Raw genomic sequence first — 25,595 nt, forward strand, 5'->3', positions numbered from 1 at the left:
TGGGAGCAGGCTTGCCCGCTGAAGATTACCCCTTGCGAACCCGCAAGCTGCGCCACAACGCCGCGACCATCAACACACTCACCAGCGCCCAGCCCCAAGCCTGCTGATTCTGCAGACCTTCACGAAACAGCTGCGGCGCAATGCCGGCGCCGATGATGAAGGTCAGCACGGCGATTTCCCGACGAGGCACGCTCACCGGCCGGCACAGGTACACCAGCGCCGGCAGGATGAAGGCGACACTCGGGAAGCTGCGATAACGCGGGTCGAACACCAGTTCCAGCATCATCACCGCCGCGGCAAAACCTGTCGCTGCCAGCCACCAGCCGGCTCGACGTTCCAGTGCATTGAAGGCGCGCCCACGCCAACCGGTGCGGGCGCTCAAGGTCAGCGCGGCATGGGCCAGCACCAACAGGTTCAACCCCGTCAGCAACGCTACCCACAACCATTCACTGGCAAAACGGGTGGTGACGCGGGCCAGGTCGCCCCAGGCGCCAATCGAGCAGGCCGCCAGGGCACCGAGCAGTGGCAGCACCAACGCTGCGCGGGTGCTGCGAACCCGACCGCCGAGGATCAGCGTGCCGATGAAGATCAGGCCACCCACCGCCAGCCATTGCGACCAGTACGGCACGTTCGAGACCGGCCCGGCGAGCACGCCCTTGTCCTGGCGATCGGCATCGAACAGTCCCCAATAACCGCCCACCGCACCTTCGCTGGCGCGTTTCCAGGGCTGGTCGAACGCCTCGATCAGGTTGTAATGCCAGCCTTGCTGCTCGGCCATGATCACAAAGCTGCGGATGAACTTGGCTTCATTGACCCGGCTCGGCAGCGCCGTTTCGCGCTGACGACCTTCGCTCGGCCAGCCGGTTTCGCCAATCATCACGTCCTTGGGCGCGAACTTGTTGCCGAACACCTGGCGCACTTCAGCCACATGTTGCAGCGCGGCGTCGATGTTCGACGGATCGTCTTCCCAGTACGGCAATAAATGGATGGTCAGGAAATCCACTGCCGGGGCGACTTCCGGGTGTTTGAGCCAGAACTCCCAGACGTCGGCGTAGGTCACCGGTTGCTTGACCCGGCTTTTGACTTTATTGATCAGCGTTGCCAGTTGCGCGCCGGTGACTTCCTTGCGCAGCAGGGCTTCGTTGCCGACGATGACCGAGGTCACCACATCCGGGTTGGCATTGGCCGAGGCGATCAGCAGGTCGACTTCCTTGGCGGTGTCCACCGGGTTGCTGTTGACCCAGGCGCCGATCATCAGCTTCAGGCCGTGCTTGCGCGCCAGGTCGGGCAGGGCTTCGAGGCCGGTCATGGAATAGGTGCGGATGCATTCGAATCGGGTCGCCAACAGGGCGAGGTCGGCGTCCATGCGCTCGGGGCGCAGTTTGAACGGCACGTCGAATGGCGATTGGTCCTTGTCGAACGGGGTGTAGGAGGCGCATTGCAGCTTGTGCGTTGCGCTGGCCACGTCCGGCAGGATCACCGGTTTGCCGAGGCCGTACCAGAAGCCGCCGAGGGCAAACAGACCCAGCAGGCAAGCAAAAAGATAAGCCAAAAAAGGAAAGCGTGATGTCGCGGGCATGTTCAGGCCGTCTGGGAGCAAAGCCCGGCATGTTACCTGCATTTGGCCTACGCTTGGTGGGCTGCTTGGTTTTGACATGCAAAGTTCAGGCGGAATGGACTATGTATTTTTAGCGGTCGCGATTAATGGCCTTCTGATGTCGTTTCTCGATGTCTTGAGGTCGCTGGCAGAGCAGGTCACTGTTGGCGTCAGGTTGATGATCGACACGTCAGCACTCCACTGATAATCGAGCGAGTTTGCGGTCGGCGTGATGGGGGCGCTGTGCACCATAAAAATACGTTGAGCGACTCGGCATCCGTCGAGTGCAGCACTTTCGGGGAAGTAACGATGAAGATGCGACGACTCTTGGGCGCAGGTGCCGCTTTGGTGCTGGCAATCAGTTCTACCGTAGCCAGCGCTGAAGGCAAGGCAGTAACGATCGGTTATGTGGACGGCTGGTCGGACAGCGTCGCCACGACCAACGTGGCTGCTGAAGTGATCAAACAGAAACTCGGTTATGACGTGAAACTGCAAGCGGTTGCCACCGGGATCATGTGGCAAGGTGTGGCCACCGGCAAACTCGACGCCATGCTGTCGGCGTGGCTGCCTGTGACTCACGGCGAATACTGGGCGAAGAACAAGGATCAGGTCGTCGACTACGGCCCGAACTTCAAGGATGCGAAAATCGGTCTGATCGTGCCGGAGTACGTCAAGGCCAAGTCTATTGCGGATCTGAAAACCGACGACAGCTTCAAGGGCCGTATCGTCGGCATCGACGCCGGTTCAGGCGTGATGCTCAAGACCGATCAGGCCATCAAGGATTACGGTCTGGACAATTACACCCTCAAGGCCAGTTCCGGCGCCGGCATGATTGCCGAGCTGACCCGTGCCGAGAAGAAAAACGAATCCATTGCCGTTACCGGTTGGGTGCCGCACTGGATGTTCGCCAAGTGGAAACTGCGCTTCCTGGAAGACCCGAAAGGCGTTTACGGCGCAGCTGAAACCGTGAACAGCATCGGCAGCAAAGAACTGGCAACCAAAGCGCCTGAAGTCGCGAAGTTCCTGAAGAACTTCCAGTGGGCGTCGAAGGACGAAATCGGCCAGGTCATGTTGGCGATTCAGGACGGTGCCAAGCCTGAAGCCGCAGCGAAAGACTGGGTAGCTAAACACCCGGATCGCGTTGCCGAATGGACCAAATGATTTGAGCTGAAGCGTCTGGTCAGCACCTCTCAAAGCCCCTTGGTTTAAATGCCAAGGGGCTTTTTGCTTTCTGTGGGAATTCGGCGGGGGAGAAGCCGTCATGTCGTTCTAATACTAAGGTCGTCTGGAACCTCTCCGGCAGCCGCATAGAGTGGATAACGTTCCAACTTAAATCTGTGCTGCGAGGATAAAAACAATGAACGACAGCATTTACCTCTCGATTCAAAACAGCCCGCGCTTCAAGGAGCTGGTTAGCAAGAGAGAACGATTCGCCTGGATTCTTTCAGCGATCATGCTTGGGCTGTACTCCGGATTCATCCTTTTGATTGCTTACGGGCCGCATATTCTGGGCGCAAAAATCAGCCCCGAGTCTTCGATTACCTGGGGCATTCCGATCGGTGTCGGGCTGATTGTTTCGGCCTTTGTCCTGACTGGCATCTACGTACGACGCGCCAATGGCGAATTCGACGACTTGAACAATGCGATTCTCAAGGAGGCTCAGCAATGATCCGGCGTCTAATCGCTCTCTTGAGCATCGCAGCCTTTGCACCGGGCGCCTGGGCGGCTGAGGCCCTGACGGGTGCCGTGCAGAAACAACCGCTCAACGTATCCGCGATCATGATGTTCGTGGTGTTCGTCGGGGCAACCTTGTGCATCACCTATTGGGCGTCCAAGCGCAACAAATCGGCCGCCGACTACTATGCGGCGGGTGGCAAGATCACCGGTTTCCAGAACGGTCTGGCGATTGCCGGTGACTACATGTCCGCGGCGTCCTTCCTGGGTATTTCCGCCCTGGTGTTCACCTCCGGCTACGACGGCCTGATCTACTCGATCGGCTTCCTGGTGGGCTGGCCGATCATTCTGTTCCTGATCGCCGAACGTCTGCGTAACCTGGGCAAGTACACCTTTGCCGACGTGGCGTCCTATCGCCTGGGGCAAACCCAGATCCGCTCGCTGTCGGCGTGCGGTTCGCTGGTGGTGGTGGCGTTCTACCTGATCGCGCAGATGGTTGGTGCTGGCAAGCTGATTCAGCTGCTGTTCGGCCTGGACTACCACGTTGCGGTGATCCTGGTCGGTATCCTGATGTGCCTGTACGTGCTGTTCGGCGGCATGCTGGCGACTACTTGGGTGCAGATCATCAAGGCGGTGCTGTTGCTGTCCGGTGCCTCGTTCATGGCGCTGATGGTGATGAAGCACGTCAACTTCGACTTCAACACGCTGTTCTCCGAGGCGATCAAGGTTCACGCCAAAGGTGAAGCAATCATGAGCCCGGGCGGCCTGGTGAAAGACCCGATCTCGGCGTTCTCCCTCGGCCTGGCACTGATGTTCGGTACCGCTGGCCTGCCGCACATCCTGATGCGCTTCTTCACCGTGAGTGACGCGAAAGAAGCGCGTAAAAGCGTGCTGTATGCGACCGGCTTCATTGGTTACTTCTACATCCTGACCTTCATCATCGGTTTCGGCGCGATCTTGCTGGTCAGCACCAACCCGGCCTTTAAAGATGCGGCAGGCGCGCTATTGGGCGGCAACAACATGGCGGCGGTGCATTTGGCCAACGCGGTGGGTGGCAGTGTGTTCCTGGGCTTCATCTCGGCGGTGGCGTTTGCGACCATTCTGGCGGTGGTGGCCGGCCTGACCCTGGCCGGAGCCTCGGCAGTGTCCCATGACCTGTATGCCAGCGTGATCAAGAAGGGCAAGGCCAACGAGAAGGACGAGATCCGCGTCTCGAAAATCACCACCATCGCCCTGGCGGTGCTGGCGATCGGCCTGGGCATTCTGTTCGAGAAGCAGAACATCGCGTTCATGGTGGGCTTGGCGTTCTCCATCGCGGCGAGCTGTAACTTCCCGGTGCTGCTGCTTTCCATGTACTGGAAGAAACTGACGACTCGCGGTGCGATGATCGGCGGTTGGTTGGGGCTGGTCAGTGCTGTTGGCTTGATGGTGCTGGGGCCAACCATCTGGGTGCAGATCATGGGTCACGAGAAGGCGATCTTCCCGTATGAATACCCGGCGCTGTTCTCGATGATCATTGCCTTTATCGGGATCTGGTTCTTCTCGATCACTGACAAATCTGCTGCGGCTGACAATGAGCGGGCGCTGTTCTTCCCGCAGTTTGTCCGTTCGCAGACGGGGTTGGGGGCGAGTGGGGCGGTTTCGCACTAAGGCTTCTTATATATAAGCTGCATTGACACGAATGCCCCGGTCGAGAGATCGGGGTATTTTTTATTGGGCGGTTATCGCCCGTTGTGTGGCTTGCGTGCGAAAGCGGCCTGATAGCCCACCGGGTTCTTTGAATGTGTACATATTCGTGTCTGCGGTAACGGCCACATAGGGTTCCGCTCTTACAGCAGGTTACTTTCGCGCTTTTCGAAAGTGACTCGCTGTAAAAGCGAAACCGTCAGCCGCCGTTACCGAAAAAACGGATATGCACACAACCAAAGAGCACAAACAAAAACGGCCTCTATCTACATAGAGGCCGTTCCCGGTACAGCTTAAGACGTTATCGCAAGACAGGTCTTATTTGCGGTCTTCAAGCGGGGTGATGTCACGCGACTCGTAGCCGGTGTACAGCTGGCGCGGACGGCCGATCTTGTACGGGCTGGAGAGCATTTCTTTCCAGTGGGAGATCCAGCCGACGGTCCGCGCCAGGGCGAAGATCACGGTGAACATACTGGTTGGAATGCCGATCGCCTTGAGGATGATCCCCGAGTAGAAGTCGACGTTCGGGTACAGCGAGCGTTCGATGAAGTACGGGTCGGTCAGGGCGATCTCTTCCAGGCGCATGGCCAGTTCGAGTTGCGGATCGTTGGTGATGCCCAGTTCCTTCAATACTTCGTCGCAGGTCTGCTTCATGACGGTAGCGCGTGGGTCGCGGTTTTTGTAAACCCGGTGACCGAAGCCCATCAGTTTGAACGGATCGTTCTTGTCTTTGGCCTTGGCGATGTACTTGTCGATGTTCGAGACATCGCCAATTTCATCGAGCATGGTCAACACGGCTTCGTTCGCACCGCCGTGGGCAGGGCCCCACAGTGCAGCGATACCGGCGGCGATACAGGCGAACGGGTTGGCACCCGAGGAACCTGCCAGACGTACGGTGGAGGTCGATGCGTTCTGCTCGTGGTCGGCATGGAGGATGAAGATCCGGTCCATGGCCTTGGCGAGTACCGGGCTGATCGGTTTGATCTCGCACGGGGTGTTGAACATCATGTGCAGGAAGTTTTCCGCGTACGACAGGTCGTTGCGCGGGTACATCATGGGTTGGCCCATGGAGTACTTGTAAACCATTGCAGCCAGGGTCGGCATCTTGGCAACCAGGCGGATCGCGGAGATTTCGCGATGCTGCGGGTTATTGATGTCGAGGGAGTCGTGGTAGAACGCCGAGAGGGCGCCAACTACACCGCACATGACGGCCATCGGGTGGGCGTCGCGACGGAAGCCGTTGAAGAAGGTCTTCAACTGCTCGTGGACCATGGTGTGGTTCTTCACGGTGCCGACGAACTGGGCCTTCTGTTCTGCGGTCGGCAGCTCGCCGTTGAGCAGCAGGTAGCAGGTTTCCAGGTAGTCCGACTTTTCAGCCAGCTGTTCGATCGGGTAGCCGCGGTGCAGCAGAATACCGTTGTCGCCGTCGATGTAGGTGATCTTCGACTCGCAAGAGGCGGTCGACATGAAACCAGGGTCAAAGGTGAAACGGCCCGTGGCCGTCAGGCCCCGAACGTCGATAACATCGGGACCAACGGTGCCGGTTAAAATGGGCAGCTCGACGGGGGCTGCGCCCTCGATGATCAACTGCGCTTTTTTGTCAGCCATGTGGCCTCCTATTTATGCTTGAAATCATCAGACAGACCCCCCACGCAGGGCCCGCACCACTATAGTGAGATAAATTCGAATGTCAATTTGCCTAAAGTCTTGCTCCAGAAGGCTTTAACCGCACTTTTTTCTCGAAATTGCCTGCCGTTTACGCCTTTTATGTCACTTGTGCAATCCGCTATTAGGGGAAGGTGAACGCGTTGTCATTAGTAGCCTAACTGTCTATACTCGGCCACCGACCGCCAGGGGCTTTTGGGCCTGCTTTATTGGGGGTCGCATCCCTGGGTGGTGGTTACCTGACCAGTGCACTCCCCAACAACTTTGCCCTGATTGTTAGGGGCTCTTCAGTGTGAAAAAAAAGCCGTGAAAAGCCAACGACCTGTAAACCTAGACCTAAGGACCATCAAACTCCCCATCACCGGCGTTACGTCGTTTCTTCACCGTGTTTCCGGCATCATCCTCTTCCTGGGCCTTGGCTTCATGCTGTATGCATTGGGCAAGTCTCTGGGTTCCGAGGAAGGTTTTGCCGAGGTGAAGGCATGCTTGACCAGTCCGCTGGCCAAGTTCGTAGCATGGGGCCTCCTGTCCGCTCTTCTGTATCACCTGGTAGCCGGTGTGCGCCACTTGATCATGGACATGGGCATCGGTGAGACGCTGGAAGGCGGCCGCCTGGGCTCGAAAATTATCATCGCCGTTTCCGTGGTGTTGATCGTTCTGGCAGGAGTTTGGATATGGTAACCAGCGTTACGAACCTTTCGCGTTCGGGCCTCTATGACTGGATGGCGCAACGTGTGTCTGCGGTTGTTCTCGCGGCTTATTTCATTTTCCTGATCGGATACCTCGCTGCGAATCCTGGCATTGGTTACGCCCAATGGCATGGCCTGTTCGCCCACAACGGGATGCGTATCTTCAGTCTGCTGGCCCTTGTGGCCCTGGGCGCTCACGCCTGGGTCGGCATGTGGACCATCGCGACCGACTACCTGACGCCGATGGCGCTGGGCAAGTCCGCGACTGCAGTACGTTTCCTTTTCCAGGCAGTATGCGGCGTTGCGATGTTCGCTTACTTCGTCTGGGGTGTGCAGATTCTCTGGGGTATCTGATCCATGGCTAACATTCCAACGATTTCTTTCGACGCCATCATTATTGGTGGCGGCGGTGCCGGCATGCGCGCAGCGCTGCAACTGGCACAAGGCGGTCACAAGACTGCCGTGATCACCAAGGTTTTCCCGACTCGTTCGCACACCGTATCGGCCCAGGGCGGCATCACTTGCGCCATTGCGTCTGCGGATCCGAACGATGACTGGCGCTGGCACATGTACGATACCGTCAAGGGTTCCGACTACATCGGTGACCAGGACGCTATCGAATACATGTGTCAGGAAGGTCCGGCCGCAGTTTTCGAACTGGACCACATGGGCCTGCCGTTCTCCCGTACCGAAACCGGTCGCATCTACCAGCGTCCGTTCGGCGGTCAGTCCAAGGACTACGGCAAGGGCGGCCAGGCTGCGCGTACTTGCGCTGCGTCCGACCGTACCGGTCACGCGCTGCTGCACACCCTTTATCAGGGCAACCTGAAAGCCGGCACCACGTTCCTGAACGAATACTACGCTGTCGATCTGGTAAAGAACGGTCAAGGCGAGTTTGTCGGTGTGATCGCGATCTGCATCGAAACCGGTGAAACCACCTATATCCGTGCCAAGGCCACCGTACTGGCCACCGGCGGTGCAGGTCGTATCTACGCTTCGACCACCAACGCCCTGATCAACACCGGTGACGGCGTTGGCATGGCGCTGCGTGCCGGCGTGCCGGTACAAGACATCGAAATGTGGCAGTTCCACCCGACCGGCATCGCCGGCGCCGGTGTACTGGTTACCGAAGGTTGCCGTGGTGAAGGTGGTTACCTGATCAACAAGCACGGCGAGCGTTTCATGGAGCGTTATGCTCCGAACGCCAAAGACCTTGCCGGTCGTGACGTGGTTGCCCGTTCGATGGTTAAAGAAATCATCGCCGGCAACGGTTGCGGTCCGAATGGCGACCACGTAATGCTCAAGCTCGACCATCTGGGCGAGGAAGTGCTGCACAGCCGTCTGCCAGGCATCTGCGAACTGTCCAAGACTTTCGCGCACGTTGACCCGGTCGTCGCTCCGGTTCCGGTTGTTCCGACTTGCCACTATATGATGGGCGGCGTTGCCACCAACATTCATGGCCAGGCGATCACTCAGGACGCCGAAGGCAAAGACACCATCATTCCGGGCCTGTTCGCGGTCGGTGAAGTGGCTTGCGTATCGGTTCACGGTGCCAACCGTCTGGGCGGCAACTCGTTGCTCGACCTGGTGGTCTTCGGTCGTGCGGCCGGTCTGCACCTGGAAAAAGCGCTGACCGACGGTATCGAATACGACGACGCCACCGACGCCGACATCAACGCGGCTCTGGCACGTCTGTCCGCTCTGAACGAGCGTACCGATGGTGAAGACGTGGCAACCCTGCGTCGCGAGCTGCAAAGCTGCATGCAGAACTACTTCGGTGTATTCCGTACTGGCGAATACATGCAGAAGGGTATTGCTCAACTGGCTGATCTGCGTGGCCGTATCGCCAACGTCAAGATCAACGACAAGAGCCAGGCGTTCAACACCGCGCGTATCGAAGCGCTGGAGCTGCAGAACCTGCTGGAAGTGGCCGAAGCTACCGCCATCGCTGCAGAAGTACGTAAAGAGTCCCGCGGTGCTCACGCCCGTGAAGACTTTGAAGACCGTGACGACGAAAACTGGCTGTGCCACACCCTGTACTTCCCGGGTGAGAAGCGCGTTGCCAAGCGTGCAGTGAACTTCTCGCCGAAGACTGTTCCGACTTTTGAACCTAAGATTCGGACTTATTAAGGGTGGCCGCCATGTTGCAAGTCAGTGTTTATCGTTACAACCCTGATCAGGACGCTGCGCCGTTCATGCAGGAATTCCAGGTTGATACCGGTGGTAAAGACCTGATGGTGCTGGACGTGCTGGCCCTGATCAAAGAGCAGGACGAAGGTTTCTCCTATCGTCGCTCTTGCCGTGAAGGTGTTTGCGGTTCCGACGGCATGAACATCAACGGCAAAAACGGTCTGGCGTGCATCACGCCGCTGTCTGCCGTCGTAAAAGGTAACAAGCTGATCGTTCGTCCTCTGCCAGGTTTGCCGGTTATCCGTGACCTGGTCGTCGATATGAGCATCTTCTACAAGCAATACGAAAAGGTTAAGCCATACCTGCAGAACGACACGCCGGCTCCGGCCATCGAGCGTCTGCAGTCCCCGGAAGAGCGTGAAAAGCTCGACGGTCTGTACGAGTGCATCCTGTGCGCTTGCTGCTCGACTTCGTGCCCGTCCTTCTGGTGGAACCCGGACAAGTTCCTGGGCCCGGCTGCCCTGCTGCAAGCGTACCGCTTCCTGGCAGACAGCCGCGACACCAAGACGTCCGAGCGTCTGGCTTCGCTGGATGACCCGTTCAGCGTATTCCGCTGCCGGGGCATCATGAACTGCGTCAACGTTTGTCCGAAAGGCCTGAACCCGACTAAGGCCATCGGTCACATCCGTAACATGCTGCTGCAAAGCGGCGTGTGATTCAGCTGCTGTACCCGTAGAACCGTTGTACCCGTAGATGCTACGGCGCAGGCTTCAACCGGCGCCGTAGTTTTAACCTGAGCAGCAGCCCATAAGGCTGCGGCTCTTATTTTGAAGAAATGAGACAAGCAGGGGCATCCGGGCTGGTACCCGGACTATCAGCGTGATCCTAAGTGGCTTGTTTTAGTCGCTGCATTCGGACTTCTGCAAGTTTGCTCGGTGTCGACGCCGGTGGTGTTCCCCTAACCGAGGGTGACCAAGCATGCAAGAAAGCGTGATGCAGCGCATGTGGAACAGCGCCTACCTTTCCGGTAGTAACGCTGCCTATGTGGAAGAGCTCTACGAGCTCTACCTGCACGACCCTAACGCTGTGCCAGAAGAGTGGCGCACCTACTTCCAGAAGTTGCCTGCTGATGGCAACACTGCCACCGATGTTTCGCACTCCACAATTCGCGATCATTTCGTCTTGCTGGCAAAGAACCAGCGCCGCGCCCAACCGGTTTCCGCCGGCAGCGTGAGCAGTGAGCACGAGAAGAAGCAAGTTGAAGTGCTGCGATTGATCCAGGCCTACCGTATGCGTGGCCACCAGGCAGCCCAGCTTGACCCGCTGGGGCTGTGGCAGCGTCCTGCACCTGCAGACCTGTCAATCAATCATTACGGCTTGACCAATGCCGATCTTGATACGACCTTCCGTGCCGGCGACCTGTTCATCGGCAAAGAGGAGGCGAGCCTACGCGAAATTCACGAAGCGTTGCAGCAGACATATTGCCGCACCATCGGCGCTGAATTTACGCACATCACCGATTCCGAGCAGCGCCAGTGGTTCCAGCAGCGTCTGGAAAGCGTGCGCGGCCGTCCGACGTACTCCGCCGACATCAAGAGTCACCTGCTCGAACGCGTCACTGCCGGCGAGGGTCTTGAAAAATACCTTGGGACCAAGTATCCGGGTACCAAGCGTTTCGGTCTGGAAGGCGGCGAGAGCCTGATTCCGATGCTCGATGAACTGATCCAGCGTTCCGGCTCCTACGGCACCAAGGAAATCGTCATCGGCATGGCCCACCGTGGTCGTCTGAACGTGCTGGTCAACACCTTTGGCAAGAACCCGCGCGAGTTGTTCGACGAGTTCGAAGGCAAGAAGAAGGTCGAGCTGGGTTCCGGTGACGTTAAATATCACCAGGGCTTCTCGTCCAACGTCATGACCACCGGCGGTGAAGTTCACCTGGCCATGGCTTTCAACCCGTCTCACCTGGAAATCGTTTCTCCAGTGGTCGAGGGTTCGGTCCGTGCCCGTCAGGATCGTCGTAACGATCCTACCGGTGAAAAGGTTCTGCCGATCTCCATCCACGGTGACGCGGCATTCGCCGGTCAAGGCGTGGTCATGGAAACCTTCCAGATGTCGCAGACCCGCGGTTTCAAGACCGGCGGCACCGTGCACATCGTGATCAACAACCAGGTCGGCTTCACCATCAGCAACCCGCTGGACTCGCGCTCCACCGAGTACGCCACCGACGTTGCGAAGATGATCCAGGCGCCGATTCTCCATGTGAATGGTGATGATCCGGAAGCCGTGTTGTTCGTGACCCAGTTGGCCATCGACTACCGCATGCAGTTCAAGCGTGACGTGGTGATCGATCTGGTCTGCTACCGTCGTCGCGGCCACAACGAGGCTGACGAGCCAAGCGGTACCCAGCCTCTGATGTATCAGCAGATCACCAAGCAGCGCACCACCCGTGAGCTGTATGCCGATCGTCTGACCCAGAGTGGGGTGCTGGACGCTGAGCGTGTTCAGGCGAAAGTCGACGAATACCGCAACGCGCTGGACAACGGTCTGCACGTAGTAAAAAGCCTGGTCAAAGAGCCGAACAAAGAGTTGTTCGTGGACTGGCGTCCGTATCTGGGCCACGCCTGGACCGCGCGTCACGACACTCGCTTCGATCTGAAAACCTTGCAGGAACTGTCCGCCAAGCTGCTGGAAATTCCGGAAGGCTTCGTGGTTCAGCGCCAGGTCTCGAAAATCTACGAAGACCGTCAGAAGATGCAAGCCGGCGGCCTGCCGATCAACTGGGGTTACGCCGAAACCATGGCGTACGCGACCCTGGCGTTCGAAGGTCACCCGATTCGCATGACGGGTCAGGACATCGGTCGCGGTACGTTCTCGCACCGTCACGCTGTCTTGCACAACCAGAAAGACGCGGGTACCTATATCCCGCTGCAAAACCTGTACAAGGGGCAGCCACGTTTCGACCTGTACGATTCGTTCCTGTCCGAAGAAGCGGTTCTGGCATTCGAATACGGTTATTCGACCACCGAGCCGAACGCTCTGGTTATCTGGGAAGCCCAGTTCGGCGACTTCGCCAACGGTGCCCAGGTGGTTATCGACCAGTTCATTACCAGTGGCGAGCACAAGTGGGGCCGTCTCTGCGGTCTGACCATGCTGCTGCCGCACGGTTATGAAGGCCAGGGTCCTGAGCACTCTTCGGCTCGTCTGGAGCGTTACCTGCAGCTGTGCGCCGAGCACAACATTCAGGTAGCCGTGCCGACTACGCCGGCCCAGATCTACCACTTGCTGCGTCGTCAGGTGATTCGCCCGCTGCGCAAACCATTGGTAGTCCTGACTCCGAAGTCGTTGCTGCGTCACAAGCTGGCCATCTCGACTCTGGAAGATCTGGCCGAAGGTTCGTTCCAGACCGTGATCCCGGAAATCGATGCGCTTGACCCGAAAAAGGTCACTCGCATGATCCTGTGCAGCGGCAAGGTCTACTATGACCTGCTGGAAAAACGCCGTGCCGAAGGTCGTGAAGACATCGCCATCGTGCGTATCGAGCAGCTGTATCCGTTCCCTGAGGACGACCTGATGGAGGCGCTCGCCCCTTACACCAACCTCGAAAACGTGGTTTGGTGCCAGGAAGAGCCGATGAACCAGGGCGCCTGGTACAGCAGCCAGCATCACATGCGTCGCAGCCTGACCAACCATAAACAAGGCCTGGTCCTGGAATACGCCGGTCGTGAGGCGTCTGCCGCACCTGCTTGCGGTTACGCTTCGATGCACGCCGAGCAGCAGGAACAACTGCTGCAAGATGCTTTCACTGTTTAACGCCTTCGCGCACCTGAAACCGAATTTAAGGACCCACAGATAATGGCTATCGAAATCAAAGCCCCCACTTTCCCGGAATCGGTTGCCGATGGCACCGTTGCCACCTGGCACAAAAAACCGGGCGACGCCGTCAAGCGTGACGATCTGATCGTCGACATCGAAACCGACAAAGTCGTACTGGAAGTTCTGGCCACCGCTGATGGCGTGCTGGGCGCGATCGTCAAGAACGAAGGCGACACCGTTCTGTCCGACGAAGTTCTGGGCTCCATTGGTGAGGGCGGTGCTGCTGCCGCTCCAGCCGCCGCTGCACCTGCCGCTGCCGCTGCTGCCGCTGCACCTGCCGAAGCGGGCGAAGACGATCCTGTTGCTGCACCGGCTGCTCGCAAGCTGGCTGAAGAAAACGGTATCAACATCGCTTCCGTTGCTGGTACTGGCAAAGGCGGTCGTGTGACCAAGGAAGACGTGGTAGCAGCTGTTGCCGCCAAGAAAGCCGCTCCGGCTGCTGCACCTGCCAAGGCTGCCGCACCGGCTGCTTCGGCTCCGGTATTCGCTGCTGGCGACCGCGTAGAAAAACGCGTTCCGATGACCCGTCTGCGTGCCAAGGTTGCCGAGCGTCTGGTTGAAGCTCAATCGAACATGGCCATGCTGACCACTTTCAACGAAGTCGACATGACCGAAGTCATGGCCCTGCGTTCGAAGTACAAGGACCTGTTCGAGAAGTCCCACAACGGCGTACGCCTGGGCTTCATGTCGTTCTTCGTGAAAGCGGCTACCGAAGCGCTGAAACGCTTCCCGGCTGTCAACGCGTCGATCGACGGTGCCGACATCGTTTACCACGGCTACGCCGACGTTGGTGTGGCTGTTTCCAGCGACCGCGGTCTGGTTGTACCGGTTCTGCGTAACGCCGAACTGATGAGCCTGGCTGAAATCGAAGGCGGCATCGCTACCTTCGGCAAGAAAGCCCGTGACGGCAAACTGTCGATGGAAGAAATGACCGGCGGCACGTTCACCATCACCAACGGCGGTACTTTCGGTTCGATGATGTCGACTCCGATCGTCAACCCGCCACAGGCTGCGATTCTGGGTATGCACAACATCATCCAGCGCCCTATGGCGATCAACGGTCAGGTAGTTATCCGTCCGATGATGTACCTGGCGCTGTCCTACGATCACCGTCTGATCGATGGCAAAGAAGCTGTGACCTTCCTGGTGACCATCAAGAACCTGCTGGAAGACCCGGCTCGTTTGCTGCTGGATATCTGATTTCGTTGCACGGGCCGTTCAATGATGGACGGCCCTTCTGTAATGACCAGCTTCGTCCCACGACGGTCCTCAAAAGGGGCCGTCCGGTTTGATTCGAGAAGGAATGACACATGACTCAGAAATTCGACGTGGTAGTGATTGGTGCGGGCCCTGGCGGCTACGTGGCTGCCATTAAAGCAGCGCAACTGGGCCTCACCACTGCCTGCATCGAGAAATACACCGACAAGGAAGGCAAACTGGCCCTCGGCGGTACTTGCCTGAACGTCGGCTGCATTCCATCCAAGGCGCTGCTGGACAGCTCCTGGAAGTTTCACGAAGCGCAAGACGGCTTCGCGATCCACGGTATCAACCACGCTGGCGTGACCATGGACGTGCCAGCAATGGTCGGCCGTAAAGCCAACATCGTCAAAGGCCTGACCTCCGGCGTTGCAACGCTGTTCAAGGCTAACGGCGTCACTTCGATTCAGGGCCACGGCAAACTGCTGGCTGGCAAGAAAGTCGAAGTCACCAAGCCTGACGGTTCGGTTGAAGTCATCGAAGCCGAAAACGTCATCCTGGCTCCGGGCTCGCGTCCGATCGACATTCCACCGGCTCCGGTCGACCAGAATGTGATCGTCGATTCGACTGGCGCTCTGGAATTCCAATCCGTACCAAAACGCCTGGGTGTAATCGGCGCTGGTGTTATCGGTCTGGAACTGGGTTCGGTATGGTCCCGTCTGGGCGCCGAAGTCACCGTTCTCGAAGCACTGGATACCTTCCTGATGGCAGCGGACACCGCTGTTTCCAAGGAAGCGCTGAAAACCCTGACCAAACAGGGTCTGGACATCAAGCTGGGCGCTCGCGTGACCGGTTCCAAAGTGAACGGCGACGAAGTCGTTGTGAACTACACCGATGCCAACGGCGAACAGAACATCACTTTCGACAAGCTGATCGTAGCCGTTGGTCGCCGTCCGGTGACCACTGATCTGCTGGCTGCCGATTGCGGCGTGACCCTCGACGAGCGCGGTTTCGTGCACGTTGACGATCACTGCGCCACCACCGTACCGGGCGTTTACGCCATCGGTGACGTGGTTCGCGGCATGATGCTGGCTCACAAAGCCTCGGAAGAGGGCATCATGGTTGTCGAGCGCATCAAGGGCCACAAAGCCCAGATGAACTATGATCTGATCCCTTCGGTTATTTATACTCACCCGGAAATCGCGTGGGTCGGTAAAACCGAGCAGGCCTTGAAAGCTGAAGGCGTAGAAGTTAACGTCGGCACCTTCCCGTTCGCAGCCTCTGGCCGTGCCATGGCCGCCAACGATACCGGTGGTTTCGTCAAGGTCATCGCTGATGCCAAGACTGACCGCGTATTGGGCGTCCACGTGATTGGCCCGAGCGCCGCAGAACTGGTTCAGCAGGGCGCGATCGGCATGGAATTCGGCACCAGCGCTGAAGACCTGGGCATGATGGTTTTCTCCCATCCGACCCTGTCTGAAGCCTTGCACGAAGCAGCGTTGGCTGTGAATGGCGGCGCCATCCACATCGCCAACCGCAAGAAACGCTAAGCGGATAATAAGAAACCACGGCGGTACGGCCCGTCGTGAGCCTTGCGAGCAAGACTCACCGCGGAATGTCCGCTGGACGCAGTCTTGCGTAGCTGCACCGGGTACCCGGAAAGGTTACGCAAGCAGCAGTCACAGGTGGTGCGGCACTTGAATGAGTGCAGCACCGAATGCGCAGTACCTAACGAAGACGGTAATAAGCATGAATCTTCACGAGTATCAGGGTAAGCAGCTGTTCGCTGAGTACGGCCTGCCAGTATCCACCGGTTACGCGGTAGACACCCCGGAAGCAGCAGCAGAAGCTTGCGACAAAATCGGCGGCAGCGAATGGGTTGTCAAAGCCCAGGTTCACGCCGGTGGTCGCGGTAAAGCGGGCGGCGTAAAGCTGGTTCGCAGCAAAGAAGACGCTAAAGCATTCGCACAGCAGTGGCTGGGCAAGCGTCTGGTGACTTACCAGACTGACGCCAATGGTCAGCCGGTCACCAAAATCCTGGTTGAATCGTGCACTGATATCGCTAAAGAGCTGTACCTGGGCGCTGTCGTTGACCGTTCGAGCCGTCGCATCGTGTTCATGGCTTCCACCGAAGGTGGCGTGGACATCGAGAAAATCGCTCACGACACTCCAGAAAAAATTCTGAAAGCCACTATCGATCCACTGGTTGGCGCTCAGCCATTCCAGGGTCGCGAGCTGGCATTCCAGCTGGGTCTGGAAGGCAAGCAAGTTGCTCAGTTCGCCAAGATCTTCGTAGGTCTGGCCAAGCTGTTCAAGGATCACGACCTGGCTCTGCTGGAAGTGAACCCGCTGGTGATCAAGGCTGACGGCGATCTGCATTGCCTCGATGCCAAGATCAACATCGACGCCAACGCCATGTACCGTCAGCCTAAGCTGAAGACTTTCCACGATCCGTCGCAAGACGATCCGCGCGAAGCGCACGCTGCCAAGTTCGAACTGAACTACGTAGCGCTGGAAGGCAACATCGGTTGCATGGTCAACGGTGCTGGCCTGGCCATGGGTACCATGGACATCGTCAACCTGCATGGCGGCAAACCAGCCAACTTCCTCGACGTGGGCGGCGGTGCTACCAAAGAACGCGTAACCGAAGCGTTCAAGATCATCCTGTCCGACACTAACGTCGCTGCAGTACTGGTCAACATCTTCGGCGGCATCGTTCGTTGCGACATGATTGCCGAAGGCATCATCGGCGCTGTGAAAGAAGTCGGCGTGAAAATCCCGGTTGTTGTTCGCCTTGAAGGCAACAACGCTGAGCTGGGCGCTAAAGTACTGGCAGAAAGCGGTTTGAACATCATCGCTGCTACCAGCCTGACCGACGCTGCTCAACAAGTTGTCAAAGCTGCGGAGGGCAAATAATGAGCGTCCTGATCAATAAAGACACCAAAGTTATCTGCCAGGGTATTACCGGTTCGCAAGGTAGTTTCCACACCCAGCAAGCCATCGAATACGGCACCAAGATGGTTGGCGGCGTAACTCCAGGCAAAGGCGGCACCGAGCACCTGGGTCTGCCAGTGTTCAACACCGTGAAAGACGCTGTAGCTGCCACTGGCGCCACCGCCAGCGTGATCTACGTTCCAGCTCCTTTCTGCAAGGACTCCATCCTGGAAGCAGCCTTCGGCGGCATCAAGCTGATCGTTTGCATCACTGAAGGCATTCCTACCCTGGACATGCTGGATGCCAAGGTCAAGTGCGACGAGCTGGGCGTAGTCCTGATCGGTCCTAACTGCCCAGGCGTGATCACTCCAGGCGAATGCAAGATCGGCATCATGCCAGGTCACATTCACTTGCCAGGCAAGGTCGGTATCGTTTCCCGTTCCGGCACCCTGACCTACGAAGCTGTGAAGCAGACTACTGACGCCGGTTTCGGTCAGTCGACTTGCGTCGGCATCGGTGGTGACCCGATCCCGGGTTCGAACTTCATCGACATCCTGAAGCTGTTCCAGGAAGACCCGAAGACCGAAGCGATCGTGATGATCGGCGAGATCGGCGGTTCGGCTGAAGAAGAAGCGGCTGCCTACATCAAGGCACACGTGACCAAGCCGGTTGTTTCCTACATCGCTGGTGTGACTGCTCCTCCGGGCAAGCGCATGGGCCATGCTGGCGCAATCATCTCTGGCGGCAAAGGCACTGCAGACGAGAAATTCGCTGCTCTGCAAGACGCAGGCGTTAAAACCGTGCGTTCGCTGGCAGACATCGGCAAGGCCCTGGCCGAGCTGACCGGTTGGGCCGTCAAGTAAGCCTCGCGCTTAACTGACGCTCCACCAAACAAAGGCCACCTTCGGGTGGCCTTTGTCATTTCCGGGGTTTGAGATATTCGCAGCGCTTTTTGTAGCGAGGGAGCTTGCTCCCGCTGGGTTGCGAAGCGACCCCAAAACCTGCACTCGCGTTACATCAGGCAGTTTGTGTTTGTCTGTTTGCGTCTGCTGCGCAGCCGAGCGGGACGGTGCGGCGATCCGACAAGCTCCCTCGCCACAGGGCGGTTGTGAAAATTAGATATGTAAACACGACACTGAAATGTCGCGTATCGGATAGTTCGCCCCGTAATAGTGCGTTTGGCGGGCAAATTCGGTAGGCTAGCCGCCATTTTGCGTTTGCGGCCCACAAGGCTGCGGCGCGCTAAACGGGTCAGTCCTATACGGATCGACAGCATTTCCCTCACCCATAAGGGAAATCCCTCTCTAAATTCCGATTCAGTAGTGTGGTATTTCCTTAATGAAAGTGTTGAAAGGCCAGGACATCCTGGCACTGGGCTTCATGACATTTGCCCTGTTCGTCGGGGCTGGCAACATCATCTTCCCGCCTATCGTCGGTTTGCAGTCCGGGCCTAATGTCTGGATGGCGGCGCTGGGTTTTCTGATCACCGCAGTCGGTCTGCCGGTGATCACCGTGGTCGCCCTGGCCAAGGTCGGCGGTGCAATGGATGCCTTGAGCAGCCCGATCGGTAAAATCGCCGGTGGCCTGCTGGCAGCCGCGTGCTACCTCGCTGTCGGCCCGTTGTTCGCGACACCGCGCACCGCGACCGTGTCGTTCGAAGTAGGTCTGGCGCCGCTGACCGGCGAGAGCCCGCTGGCGCTGTTTCTCTATAGCTCGGTGTACTTCCTGCTGGTGTTCTTCATCTCGCTCTATCCGGGCCGTCTGCTGGACACCGTAGGACGGTTCCTCGCACCGCTGAAGATCATCGCCCTGGCCGTTCTCGGCATCGCAGCGTTCGCGTTGCCGGCCGGTAACATTGGCGTGGCTACCCCTGAATATGTGGCGGCACCGTTCTCCCAGGGCTTCATCAATGGTTACCTGACCATGGATACCCTGGGTGCGCTGGTATTCGGCATTGTCATCGTCAATGCGATCCGCTCCCGTGGCGTGGAATCGCCGGTGTTGATCACCCGTTACGCGATCATTGCCGGGCTGATTGCCGGTGTAGGTCTGGCGCTGGTTTACGTCAGCCTGTTCCGTCTCGGCTCGGGCAGCCATGAAGTGGCCGCCGGTGCCACCAACGGCGCGGCGGTATTGCACGCCTACGTGCAGCACACCTTCGGTTCGCTCGGCAGCGGTTTCCTCGCGGTGCTGATCTCCCTGGCCTGCCTGGTGACTGCGGTCGGTCTGACCTGCGCCTGTGCCGAATACTTCAGCCGTGTGCTGCCACTGTCCTACAAGACGCTGGTGATCATCCTGGCCGCGTTCTCCCTGCTGGTGTCCAACCTGGGCCTCACCAAGCTGATTGCGTTCTCGATTCCGGTACTGACCGCCATCTACCCGCCGTGCATCGCCCTGGTGGCCCTGAGCTTCTGCAAGGACTTCTGGCATGAGCAGGGTCGCATCGTCGGTCCGGTGATGCTGGTGTCGTTCATTTTCGGCATGATCGACGCCCTCAAGGGCGCCGGTCTCGCCGACTGGATGCCGACTCAACTGGCTCACCTGCCTCTGAGCGAGCAGGGCCTGGCGTGGCTGGTGCCGTCGTTCATGACCCTGGTGGTTGCCGTGGTTTGCGACCGTCTGCTGGGCAAGCGCGAAGAAGCGCTGGCTTAAGCCGCTTCATGACCCGCCACAAGCGGGCTTGATCTACAAATGGAAATGCCCCGTATCAATCGATACGGGGCATTTTTTATGCGTGTGATGCAGTGTCTTTTTCCTTGGGTTAACGTCGAAGCACTATCCGCAGATTTCATCATCGTCTACACATCACAAGGAACTGCATGTCGTTCATCCACGCCAATCTGATCCACATCCTCGCCGCGTTCTGGTTTGTCGTCTGTTGGGGTGGCTACACCCGTTACGCGACATGGAAGGGCCGTGACACCGCATGCCTGGCCAGTGTGCTGCACCTGTACCGCGAAGACTGGATGCGCCGCATGCTGTTGCGCGACAACCGCATCGCCGATGCCAGCGTGATCGGTAACCTGGAGCGCAACGCCTCGTTCTTCGCTTCCAGCACGTTGATTATCCTGGCCGGTATTCTCACGGTGTTGGGGGCATCCGAAAGAGCCGTGTCGTTGCTTGCTGATATCCCGATGGTGCAACAGGCTTCCCAAGGCATGTCGGAGATCAAGTTGTTGTGCCTGGCGCTGGTGTTTGTCTATGCGTTCTTTACGTTCAGCTGGTGCATGCGTCAGTACAACTTTGCGGCCATTCTCGTGGGTTCGGCACCGATGATCGGTGAGCGGCATGTGTCCGAGCAAGAGCGTAACGCCTTTGCTTCCCGAGCCGCCCGTGTCATCTCCATGGCGGCCAACCAGTTCAACTTCGGTCTGCGTTCCTATTACTTCGGCATGAGCATGCTGGCGTGGTTTGTCAGCCCCTGGTTGTTCATGTTGATGAGCGCCGGTGTCGTGTTGGTATTGTATCGCCGCGAGTTTCACTCCGACGTTCTTGACGTGATGGTCTATACACCTACAGAGGCGCCATTGCCTGAGCTGAACAAAGAGGCGGCTTGATGAGTATTCCATTCTGGTGTGTGTTTATCAGCGCCTTGTTGATTTTCGTGGCGCGCATGCCGGTGGCCAAGGCGATGAAAGAGCAGGGCGGTTACAACAATCACCTGCCGCGTCAACAACAGGCGCAACTCACAGGTTTCGGCGCCCGCGCATTGGCGGCCCACCAGAACAGTTTCGAGGCGTTCATTTTGTTTGCGGTCGGGGTGTTGATGGCGCACACCACGCAAACGGCGGGATGGCTGATCGATGCGCTGGCGATCGCCTTCGTGATCGCGCGCGTTATCTACTTACTGTGTTATTGGGCTGATCTGGCCTGGCAGCGAAGTCTGGTGTGGTTCGTCGGATTAGTGTGTTCGTTGTTGCTGATGATTAGTCCGACTTTTAGGATGATTTTGCTCTAAGACTGCGTTGCGAACAAAAGCTGCAGATAAAAGAAAACCCGCACTTGGCGGGTTTTCTTTTATCACAAAAAAACGCTTTTAGTTTTTAGGTGCTTCCGGCGCGGCTTCTTTTGCCGCTGCTGCGTTCGATTCGGCCTGAGCTTTGGCAGCATCGGCGTTTTCTTTCGCTGCCTCGTTCACTTTATCCTGAGCTTCGCTCATTTTTTCCTGAGCTTGCTCACTGTGTTTGGCGGCATCTTGAGCTTTGTCCTCGGATTTTTTATCGCAGGCAGCGAGACCGAGGGAAGCGGTCAACATCAAGGCAATAGCTAAAGTCTTACGCATGGGGTGTTTCTCCTGATGGAAAATATCTACTGGCCTTTCGAGCACGGCAATCACGGTTAAGTTCCTCAAATCACTCAGATATATAAGTTTGTTTTGCCATGGAACTTTTGCCCTTTAGCCTGCTACTTTGCCCGGACACTAAGGAGCGTTTTATCAGATGGCCGAAAACCCCGTTTTTGAGCGTGCGACGCGATTCCTGTCGGCGTTGCGCCATTGTCAGGTACTCGGCATGCGCGTTCACAGCGCCAGCGGCGAAGGGCTGACGGTAATTCTCCCGTACAGCCGGCAGATCGTCGGTAATCCGCAAACCGGGGTGATTCATGGCGGTGCGTTGACCTCGCTGATGGATACCGCCTGTGGCATGGCCACCCTCTGCGTGCTGCCTGAGTTCGAAGTCTGCCCGACGCTCGACCTGCGCATCGACTACATGCATGCCGCCGAGCCACACAAGGACGTTTACGGCTTCGCCCAATGCTACCGAGTGACTACCGATGTGATTTTTGCGCGTGGTTTTGCCTATCAGGACGACCCCGAACAGCCCATCGCTCATGTAGTGGGTACTTTCATGCGCATGGGCAAGGGCATCAAAGGTACTAAAAACTTTGGCGGCGCCATTGCCGGAGGTACGAAATGACCGACACGTTTAAGGAACAGCTTCAACAGGCTCATGCGCAGGGGGACTACGCCGCGCTGCTGCAGCTGATTCCTTACGCCGAGCTGATCGGCGTCGAATGTTCGCGGGTAGGAGATGAGCTGCTGTTTCGTCTGCCGGCCAACAAAGACAACATTGGTAACCCTTTACTGCCGGCGATTCATGGCGGGGTGATTGCCGGGTTCATGGAGCTCTCAGCGGCGTTGCACCTGTTGATTTTCACCGGCTCACCCGGTGTGCCGAAGATTATCGACTTCTCCCTCGACTACCTGCGCGCGGGGCAGTTTCGCGATACCTGGGCCCGATGCCAGGTTTGTCGCCAGGGGCGGCGGGTAGCAAACGTGGCGATTACCGCCTGGCAAAGCACTGAAGCCGAGCCCATTGCCACGGCCCGGGCCCACTTCAAAATCGAAGAGCCCTTGAAATCCTGATCTCAGCCCCCAACTCTGAGGACAACCCGCCGCCGACCCTCAAGGTCGCGGCCACTGCCATCTGATTGGAGTTTGATGACCATGAGTGTGGAAACTCAAAAGGAAACCCTGGGCTTCCAGACCGAGGTGAAGCAGCTGCTGCACCTCATGATCCATTCGCTGTATTCCAACAAGGAAATCTTCCTTCGCGAATTGATCTCGAACGCCTCTGACGCTGTCGATAAATTACGTTTTGAAGCGCTGGCCAAGCCTGAATTGCTGGAAGGCGGCGCTGAACTGAAAATCCGTGTGAGCTTCGACAAGGACGCTAAAACCGTCACCCTCGAAGACAACGGCATCGGCATGAGCCGTGAAGATGCGGTCACTCACCTGGGCACCATCGCCAAGTCCGGTACCGCCGATTTCATGAAGCACCTGTCTGGCGATCAGAAAAAAGACTCGCACCTGATCGGTCAGTTCGGTGTCGGTTTCTACTCGGCGTTCATCGTCGCCGATAAAGTTGACGTATTCAGCCGCCGTGCCGGCCTCGCTGCCAGCGAAGGTGTGCACTGGTCGTCCAAGGGCGAAGGCGAATTTGAAATCGCCACCGTCGAGAAAGCTGATCGCGGCACCCGTATCGTTCTGCACCTGAAATCCGGTGAAGACGAGTTCGCCGATGGCTGGCGTCTGCGTAACATCATCAAGAAGTATTCCGACCACATCGCCTTGCCGATCGAGTTGCCGAAAGAAGTGGCAGCCGCCGAAGGCGAAGAGAAGCCTGCCGTTGAGTGGGAAACCGTCAACCGCGCCAGCGCCCTGTGGACTCGCCCTCGCACTGAAGTGAAGGACGAGGAATACCAGGAGTTCTACAAGCACGTCGCTCACGATTTCGAAAACCCGCTGAGCTGGAGCCACAACAAAGTCGAGGGCAAGCTCGAGTACACCTCGCTGCTTTATGTGCCGACCCGTGCTCCGTTCGATCTGTACCAGCGTGAAGCGCCGAAAGGCCTGAAGCTGTACGTGCAGCGCGTGTTCGTCATGGATCAGGCTGAGTCGTTCCTGCCGCTGTACCTGCGCTTCATCAAAGGCGTGGTCGACTCCAACGACCTGTCGCTGAACGTGTCGCGGGAAATCCTGCAGAAAGACCCGATCATCGACTCCATGAAGTCGGCGCTGACCAAGCGCGTTCTGGACATGCTGGAAAAACTGGCGAAGAACGAGCCTGAGCAATACAAAGGCTTCTGGAAGAACTTCGGTCAGGTCATGAAAGAAGGCCCGGCAGAAGACTTCGCCAACAAAGAAAAAATTGCCGGTCTGCTGCGTTTCGCGTCCACTCAGGGCGACGACGGCGAGCAGGTTGTAGGTCTGGCCGACTACCTGGCCCGTGCCAAGGAAGGTCAGGACAAGATCTACTACCTGACCGGCGAAACCTACGCGCAAGTCAAAAACAGCCCGCACCTGGAAGTCTTCCGCAAGAAAGGCATCGAAGTGCTGCTGCTGACCGACCGTATCGACGAGTGGCTGATGAGCTACCTCAACGACTTCGAGGGCAAGAGCTTTGTCGACGTGGCACGCGGTGACCTGGACCTCGGCAACCTGGATTCGGAAGAAGACAAGAAAGCCGCGGAAGAAGTCGCCAAGTCCAAAGAAGGCCTGGTTGAGCGTCTCAAGACCGCTCTGGGTGAGTCCGTTGCTGAAGTGCGGGTTTCCCATCGCTTGACCGATTCCCCGGCGATTCTGGCCATCGGCGAGCAAGACCTGGGCCTGCAAATGCGTCAGATCCTGGAAGCCAGCGGTCAGAAGGTTCCGGATTCGAAACCGATCTTCGAATTCAACCCGGCTCACCCGCTGATCGAGAAGCTCGACAACGAGCAGAGCGACGAGCGCTTCGGCGACCTGTCGCACATTCTGTTCGATCAGGCGGCCCTGGCGGCCGGCGACAGCTTGAAAGACCCGGCCGCTTATGTGCGTCGTCTGAACAAGCTGCTGGTTGAACTGTCGGTTTAACCACGTTGTATAAAAACCCGCTTCGGCGGGTTTTTTCATTCTGGTGCTTTTTTACTGGGAGTCAGTCATGAGCCAAATCACTGTTCGATCCGTCGCCTATCAGATCGACGGCCAATCGTATGAAAGCCGTCTGGCCTTCGATGCTGACCATAAAGGCCCGCGTCCGGGTCTGTTGATGGCGCCGAACTGGATGGGCGTCAGCGTCGGTGCCGAGGAGATTGCCAAATCGGTGGCATCCAAGGGTTATGTGGTGCTGATCGCGGATCTGTACGGGCAATCGGTTCGTCCGCAGAACGGCGACGAGGCAGGCGCGGCGATGATGCCGCTGAAGAATGATCGCGCCTTACTGCGCAAACGCATGCAGGCCGCCTTCGAACAACTGCAAGGGCAGGGCGAGGCGGCGGTCGATACCTCGAAACTGGCGACTTTTGGTTTCTGCTTCGGTGGTTGCTGTGCGCTGGAGCTGGCGCGTAGCGGTGCGCCGGTGAAGGCTGCGGTGTCGTTCCACGGCACGCTGGATACGCCGAATGTGAACGATGCGGAAAGCATCAAGGGTTCGGTGCTGGTGCTGCATGGCGCTGCCGATCCGTTGGTGCCGAAAGAGCAACTGCCAGCGTTTGAAGCTGAGATGGATGCCGCCGGTGTGGATTGGCAATTGCTGAGCTATGGCGGCGCGGTGCATTCGTTCACCGACCCGCATGCCAACGTGCCGGGCATGATGATGTATGACGCGAAAACCGCGGCTCGCGCGTTCACGTCGATGCATAACTTGTTGGATGAAGTGTTCAAGGGCTGAAAG

General features: G+C 57.9%; 22 protein-coding genes. 19 read left to right on the plus strand and 3 right to left on the minus strand.

The features are described from left to right. Window positions 1-25 precede the first annotated feature (25 nt). Window positions 26-1,621, minus strand: a complete 1,596-nt coding sequence (locus PSH69_RS08290) for a beta (1-6) glucans synthase (RefSeq protein ID WP_305411644.1) — start codon at window positions 1,619-1,621, stop codon at window positions 26-28. A 285-nt stretch (window positions 1,622-1,906) separates the two neighbouring features. Between PSH69_RS08290 and PSH69_RS08295 the strand changes: the two genes are divergently transcribed. The 3 genes from PSH69_RS08295 to PSH69_RS08305 all read left to right on the plus strand — a co-directional run bounded on the left by PSH69_RS08295 (window position 1,907) and on the right by PSH69_RS08305 (window position 4,921). Beyond that, window positions 1,907-2,758: a glycine betaine ABC transporter substrate-binding protein gene (locus PSH69_RS08295; RefSeq protein WP_111454377.1), complete on the plus strand. Its 852-nt coding sequence runs from the start codon at window positions 1,907-1,909 to the stop codon at window positions 2,756-2,758. Between the two features lie 196 nt (window positions 2,759-2,954). Next, entirely contained in the window at window positions 2,955-3,266 is a 312-nt protein-coding gene (locus tag PSH69_RS08300; protein WP_007939152.1) for a DUF485 domain-containing protein, read from the plus strand. Further along, complete coding sequence (locus PSH69_RS08305; protein WP_018925104.1) at window positions 3,263-4,921, plus strand: cation acetate symporter; 1,659 nt, start codon at window positions 3,263-3,265, stop codon at window positions 4,919-4,921. The genes PSH69_RS08300 and PSH69_RS08305 overlap by 4 nt, the downstream gene beginning before the upstream one ends. Window positions 4,922-5,275: 354 nt before the next feature. On the opposite strand, the gene gltA is transcribed toward PSH69_RS08305, so the two are convergent. Further along, window positions 5,276-6,565, minus strand: a complete 1,290-nt coding sequence (gltA, locus tag PSH69_RS08310; RefSeq protein WP_018925105.1) for a citrate synthase — start codon at window positions 6,563-6,565, stop codon at window positions 5,276-5,278. 363 nt (window positions 6,566-6,928) lie between these two features. Between gltA and sdhC the strand changes: the two genes are divergently transcribed. The 12 genes from sdhC (at window position 6,929) to PSH69_RS08370 (ending at window position 21,403) form a co-directional block, all read left to right on the plus strand. Next, on the plus strand, window positions 6,929-7,303 hold the full coding sequence (sdhC, locus tag PSH69_RS08315; RefSeq protein WP_015096190.1) for a succinate dehydrogenase, cytochrome b556 subunit: 375 nt from the start codon (window positions 6,929-6,931) through the stop codon (window positions 7,301-7,303). Beyond that, a complete protein-coding gene (gene sdhD / locus PSH69_RS08320) occupies window positions 7,297-7,665 on the plus strand; it encodes a succinate dehydrogenase, hydrophobic membrane anchor protein (RefSeq protein WP_003210573.1) in 369 nt (122 codons plus the stop codon). The genes sdhC and sdhD overlap by 7 nt, the downstream gene beginning before the upstream one ends. Window positions 7,666-7,668: 3 nt before the next feature. Further along, window positions 7,669-9,441 (plus strand): succinate dehydrogenase flavoprotein subunit, encoded by a 1,773-nt coding sequence (gene sdhA / locus PSH69_RS08325; protein ID WP_305411645.1) that lies wholly within the window; start codon window positions 7,669-7,671, stop codon window positions 9,439-9,441. 11 nt (window positions 9,442-9,452) lie between these two features. Further along, complete coding sequence (locus PSH69_RS08330; protein ID WP_018925107.1) at window positions 9,453-10,157, plus strand: succinate dehydrogenase iron-sulfur subunit; 705 nt, start codon at window positions 9,453-9,455, stop codon at window positions 10,155-10,157. A 262-nt stretch (window positions 10,158-10,419) separates the two neighbouring features. Beyond that, on the plus strand, window positions 10,420-13,251 hold the full coding sequence (locus PSH69_RS08335) for a 2-oxoglutarate dehydrogenase E1 component (protein ID WP_018925108.1): 2,832 nt from the start codon (window positions 10,420-10,422) through the stop codon (window positions 13,249-13,251). 42 nt (window positions 13,252-13,293) lie between these two features. After that, window positions 13,294-14,514 carry a 2-oxoglutarate dehydrogenase complex dihydrolipoyllysine-residue succinyltransferase gene (odhB, locus tag PSH69_RS08340; RefSeq protein WP_305411646.1) on the plus strand — a complete coding sequence of 407 codons (1,221 nt, stop codon included), beginning with the start codon at window positions 13,294-13,296 and terminating at the stop codon, window positions 14,512-14,514. 110 nt (window positions 14,515-14,624) lie between these two features. After that, window positions 14,625-16,061, plus strand: coding sequence for a dihydrolipoyl dehydrogenase (lpdA, locus tag PSH69_RS08345; protein WP_018925110.1), 1,437 nt, complete (start codon window positions 14,625-14,627; stop codon window positions 16,059-16,061). A 199-nt stretch (window positions 16,062-16,260) separates the two neighbouring features. Beyond that, window positions 16,261-17,427 (plus strand): ADP-forming succinate--CoA ligase subunit beta, encoded by a 1,167-nt coding sequence (gene sucC, locus PSH69_RS08350; protein ID WP_007919879.1) that lies wholly within the window; start codon window positions 16,261-16,263, stop codon window positions 17,425-17,427. Next, window positions 17,427-18,308 carry a succinate--CoA ligase subunit alpha gene (gene sucD, locus PSH69_RS08355; protein WP_007919877.1) on the plus strand — a complete coding sequence of 294 codons (882 nt, stop codon included), beginning with the start codon at window positions 17,427-17,429 and terminating at the stop codon, window positions 18,306-18,308. Before sucC ends, sucD begins: the two co-directional genes overlap by 1 nt. Window positions 18,309-18,783: 475 nt before the next feature. After that, window positions 18,784-20,097 (plus strand): branched-chain amino acid transport system II carrier protein, encoded by a 1,314-nt coding sequence (brnQ, locus tag PSH69_RS08360; RefSeq protein ID WP_111454375.1) that lies wholly within the window; start codon window positions 18,784-18,786, stop codon window positions 20,095-20,097. A 167-nt stretch (window positions 20,098-20,264) separates the two neighbouring features. Continuing rightward, window positions 20,265-21,002, plus strand: a complete 738-nt coding sequence (locus tag PSH69_RS08365; protein WP_305411647.1) for a DUF599 domain-containing protein — start codon at window positions 20,265-20,267, stop codon at window positions 21,000-21,002. Next, the gene (locus tag PSH69_RS08370) at window positions 21,002-21,403 is read left to right on the plus strand and encodes an MAPEG family protein (RefSeq protein WP_305411648.1); all 402 of its coding nucleotides are present in this window, start codon (window positions 21,002-21,004) and stop codon (window positions 21,401-21,403) included. The genes PSH69_RS08365 and PSH69_RS08370 overlap by 1 nt, the downstream gene beginning before the upstream one ends. A gap of 78 nt (window positions 21,404-21,481) precedes the next feature. Here the strand turns inward: PSH69_RS08370 and PSH69_RS08375 are convergent, their stop codons facing one another. Beyond that, entirely contained in the window at window positions 21,482-21,727 is a 246-nt protein-coding gene (locus tag PSH69_RS08375) for a hypothetical protein (protein ID WP_138866808.1), read from the minus strand. 157 nt (window positions 21,728-21,884) lie between these two features. On the opposite strand from PSH69_RS08375, the gene PSH69_RS08380 reads away from it, so the two are divergent. The 4 genes from PSH69_RS08380 (at window position 21,885) to PSH69_RS08395 (ending at window position 25,592) form a co-directional block, all read left to right on the plus strand. Continuing rightward, window positions 21,885-22,361 (plus strand): PaaI family thioesterase, encoded by a 477-nt coding sequence (locus tag PSH69_RS08380; protein ID WP_138866101.1) that lies wholly within the window; start codon window positions 21,885-21,887, stop codon window positions 22,359-22,361. Further along, a complete protein-coding gene (locus PSH69_RS08385; protein WP_019579626.1) occupies window positions 22,358-22,810 on the plus strand; it encodes a PaaI family thioesterase in 453 nt (150 codons plus the stop codon). The genes PSH69_RS08380 and PSH69_RS08385 overlap by 4 nt, the downstream gene beginning before the upstream one ends. Window positions 22,811-22,891: 81 nt before the next feature. Continuing rightward, the gene (gene htpG / locus PSH69_RS08390; RefSeq protein ID WP_305411649.1) at window positions 22,892-24,796 is read left to right on the plus strand and encodes a molecular chaperone HtpG; all 1,905 of its coding nucleotides are present in this window, start codon (window positions 22,892-22,894) and stop codon (window positions 24,794-24,796) included. A gap of 67 nt (window positions 24,797-24,863) precedes the next feature. After that, window positions 24,864-25,592, plus strand: coding sequence for a dienelactone hydrolase family protein (locus PSH69_RS08395; protein WP_305411650.1), 729 nt, complete (start codon window positions 24,864-24,866; stop codon window positions 25,590-25,592). The last annotated feature ends 3 nt before the right edge of the window (window positions 25,593-25,595 follow it).

The sequence above is a fragment of the Pseudomonas sp. FP1740 genome, from assembly GCF_030687165.1.
In the GTDB taxonomy this organism is placed as follows: Bacteria; Pseudomonadota; Gammaproteobacteria; order Pseudomonadales; family Pseudomonadaceae; genus Aquipseudomonas.

Coding starts and splice junctions, on each gene's coding strand:
- PSH69_RS08290 (WP_305411644.1), bottom strand. CDS start 1,621: ATGCAGGTAACATGCCGGGCTTTGCTCCCAGACGGCCTGAACATGCCC.
- PSH69_RS08295 (WP_111454377.1), top strand. CDS start 1,907: ATGAAGATGCGACGACTCTTGGGCGCAGGTGCCGCTTTGGTGCTGGCA.
- PSH69_RS08300 (WP_007939152.1), top strand. CDS start 2,955: ATGAACGACAGCATTTACCTCTCGATTCAAAACAGCCCGCGCTTCAAG.
- PSH69_RS08305 (WP_018925104.1), top strand. CDS start 3,263: ATGATCCGGCGTCTAATCGCTCTCTTGAGCATCGCAGCCTTTGCACCG.
- gltA (WP_018925105.1), bottom strand. CDS start 6,565: ATGGCTGACAAAAAAGCGCAGTTGATCATCGAGGGCGCAGCCCCCGTC.
- sdhD (WP_003210573.1), top strand. CDS start 7,297: ATGGTAACCAGCGTTACGAACCTTTCGCGTTCGGGCCTCTATGACTGG.
- sdhA (WP_305411645.1), top strand. CDS start 7,669: ATGGCTAACATTCCAACGATTTCTTTCGACGCCATCATTATTGGTGGC.
- PSH69_RS08330 (WP_018925107.1), top strand. CDS start 9,453: ATGTTGCAAGTCAGTGTTTATCGTTACAACCCTGATCAGGACGCTGCG.
- PSH69_RS08335 (WP_018925108.1), top strand. CDS start 10,420: ATGCAAGAAAGCGTGATGCAGCGCATGTGGAACAGCGCCTACCTTTCC.
- odhB (WP_305411646.1), top strand. CDS start 13,294: ATGGCTATCGAAATCAAAGCCCCCACTTTCCCGGAATCGGTTGCCGAT.
- lpdA (WP_018925110.1), top strand. CDS start 14,625: ATGACTCAGAAATTCGACGTGGTAGTGATTGGTGCGGGCCCTGGCGGC.
- sucC (WP_007919879.1), top strand. CDS start 16,261: ATGAATCTTCACGAGTATCAGGGTAAGCAGCTGTTCGCTGAGTACGGC.
- sucD (WP_007919877.1), top strand. CDS start 17,427: ATGAGCGTCCTGATCAATAAAGACACCAAAGTTATCTGCCAGGGTATT.
- brnQ (WP_111454375.1), top strand. CDS start 18,784: ATGAAAGTGTTGAAAGGCCAGGACATCCTGGCACTGGGCTTCATGACA.
- PSH69_RS08365 (WP_305411647.1), top strand. CDS start 20,265: ATGTCGTTCATCCACGCCAATCTGATCCACATCCTCGCCGCGTTCTGG.
- PSH69_RS08370 (WP_305411648.1), top strand. CDS start 21,002: ATGAGTATTCCATTCTGGTGTGTGTTTATCAGCGCCTTGTTGATTTTC.
- PSH69_RS08375 (WP_138866808.1), bottom strand. CDS start 21,727: ATGCGTAAGACTTTAGCTATTGCCTTGATGTTGACCGCTTCCCTCGGT.
- PSH69_RS08380 (WP_138866101.1), top strand. CDS start 21,885: ATGGCCGAAAACCCCGTTTTTGAGCGTGCGACGCGATTCCTGTCGGCG.
- PSH69_RS08385 (WP_019579626.1), top strand. CDS start 22,358: ATGACCGACACGTTTAAGGAACAGCTTCAACAGGCTCATGCGCAGGGG.
- htpG (WP_305411649.1), top strand. CDS start 22,892: ATGAGTGTGGAAACTCAAAAGGAAACCCTGGGCTTCCAGACCGAGGTG.
- PSH69_RS08395 (WP_305411650.1), top strand. CDS start 24,864: ATGAGCCAAATCACTGTTCGATCCGTCGCCTATCAGATCGACGGCCAA.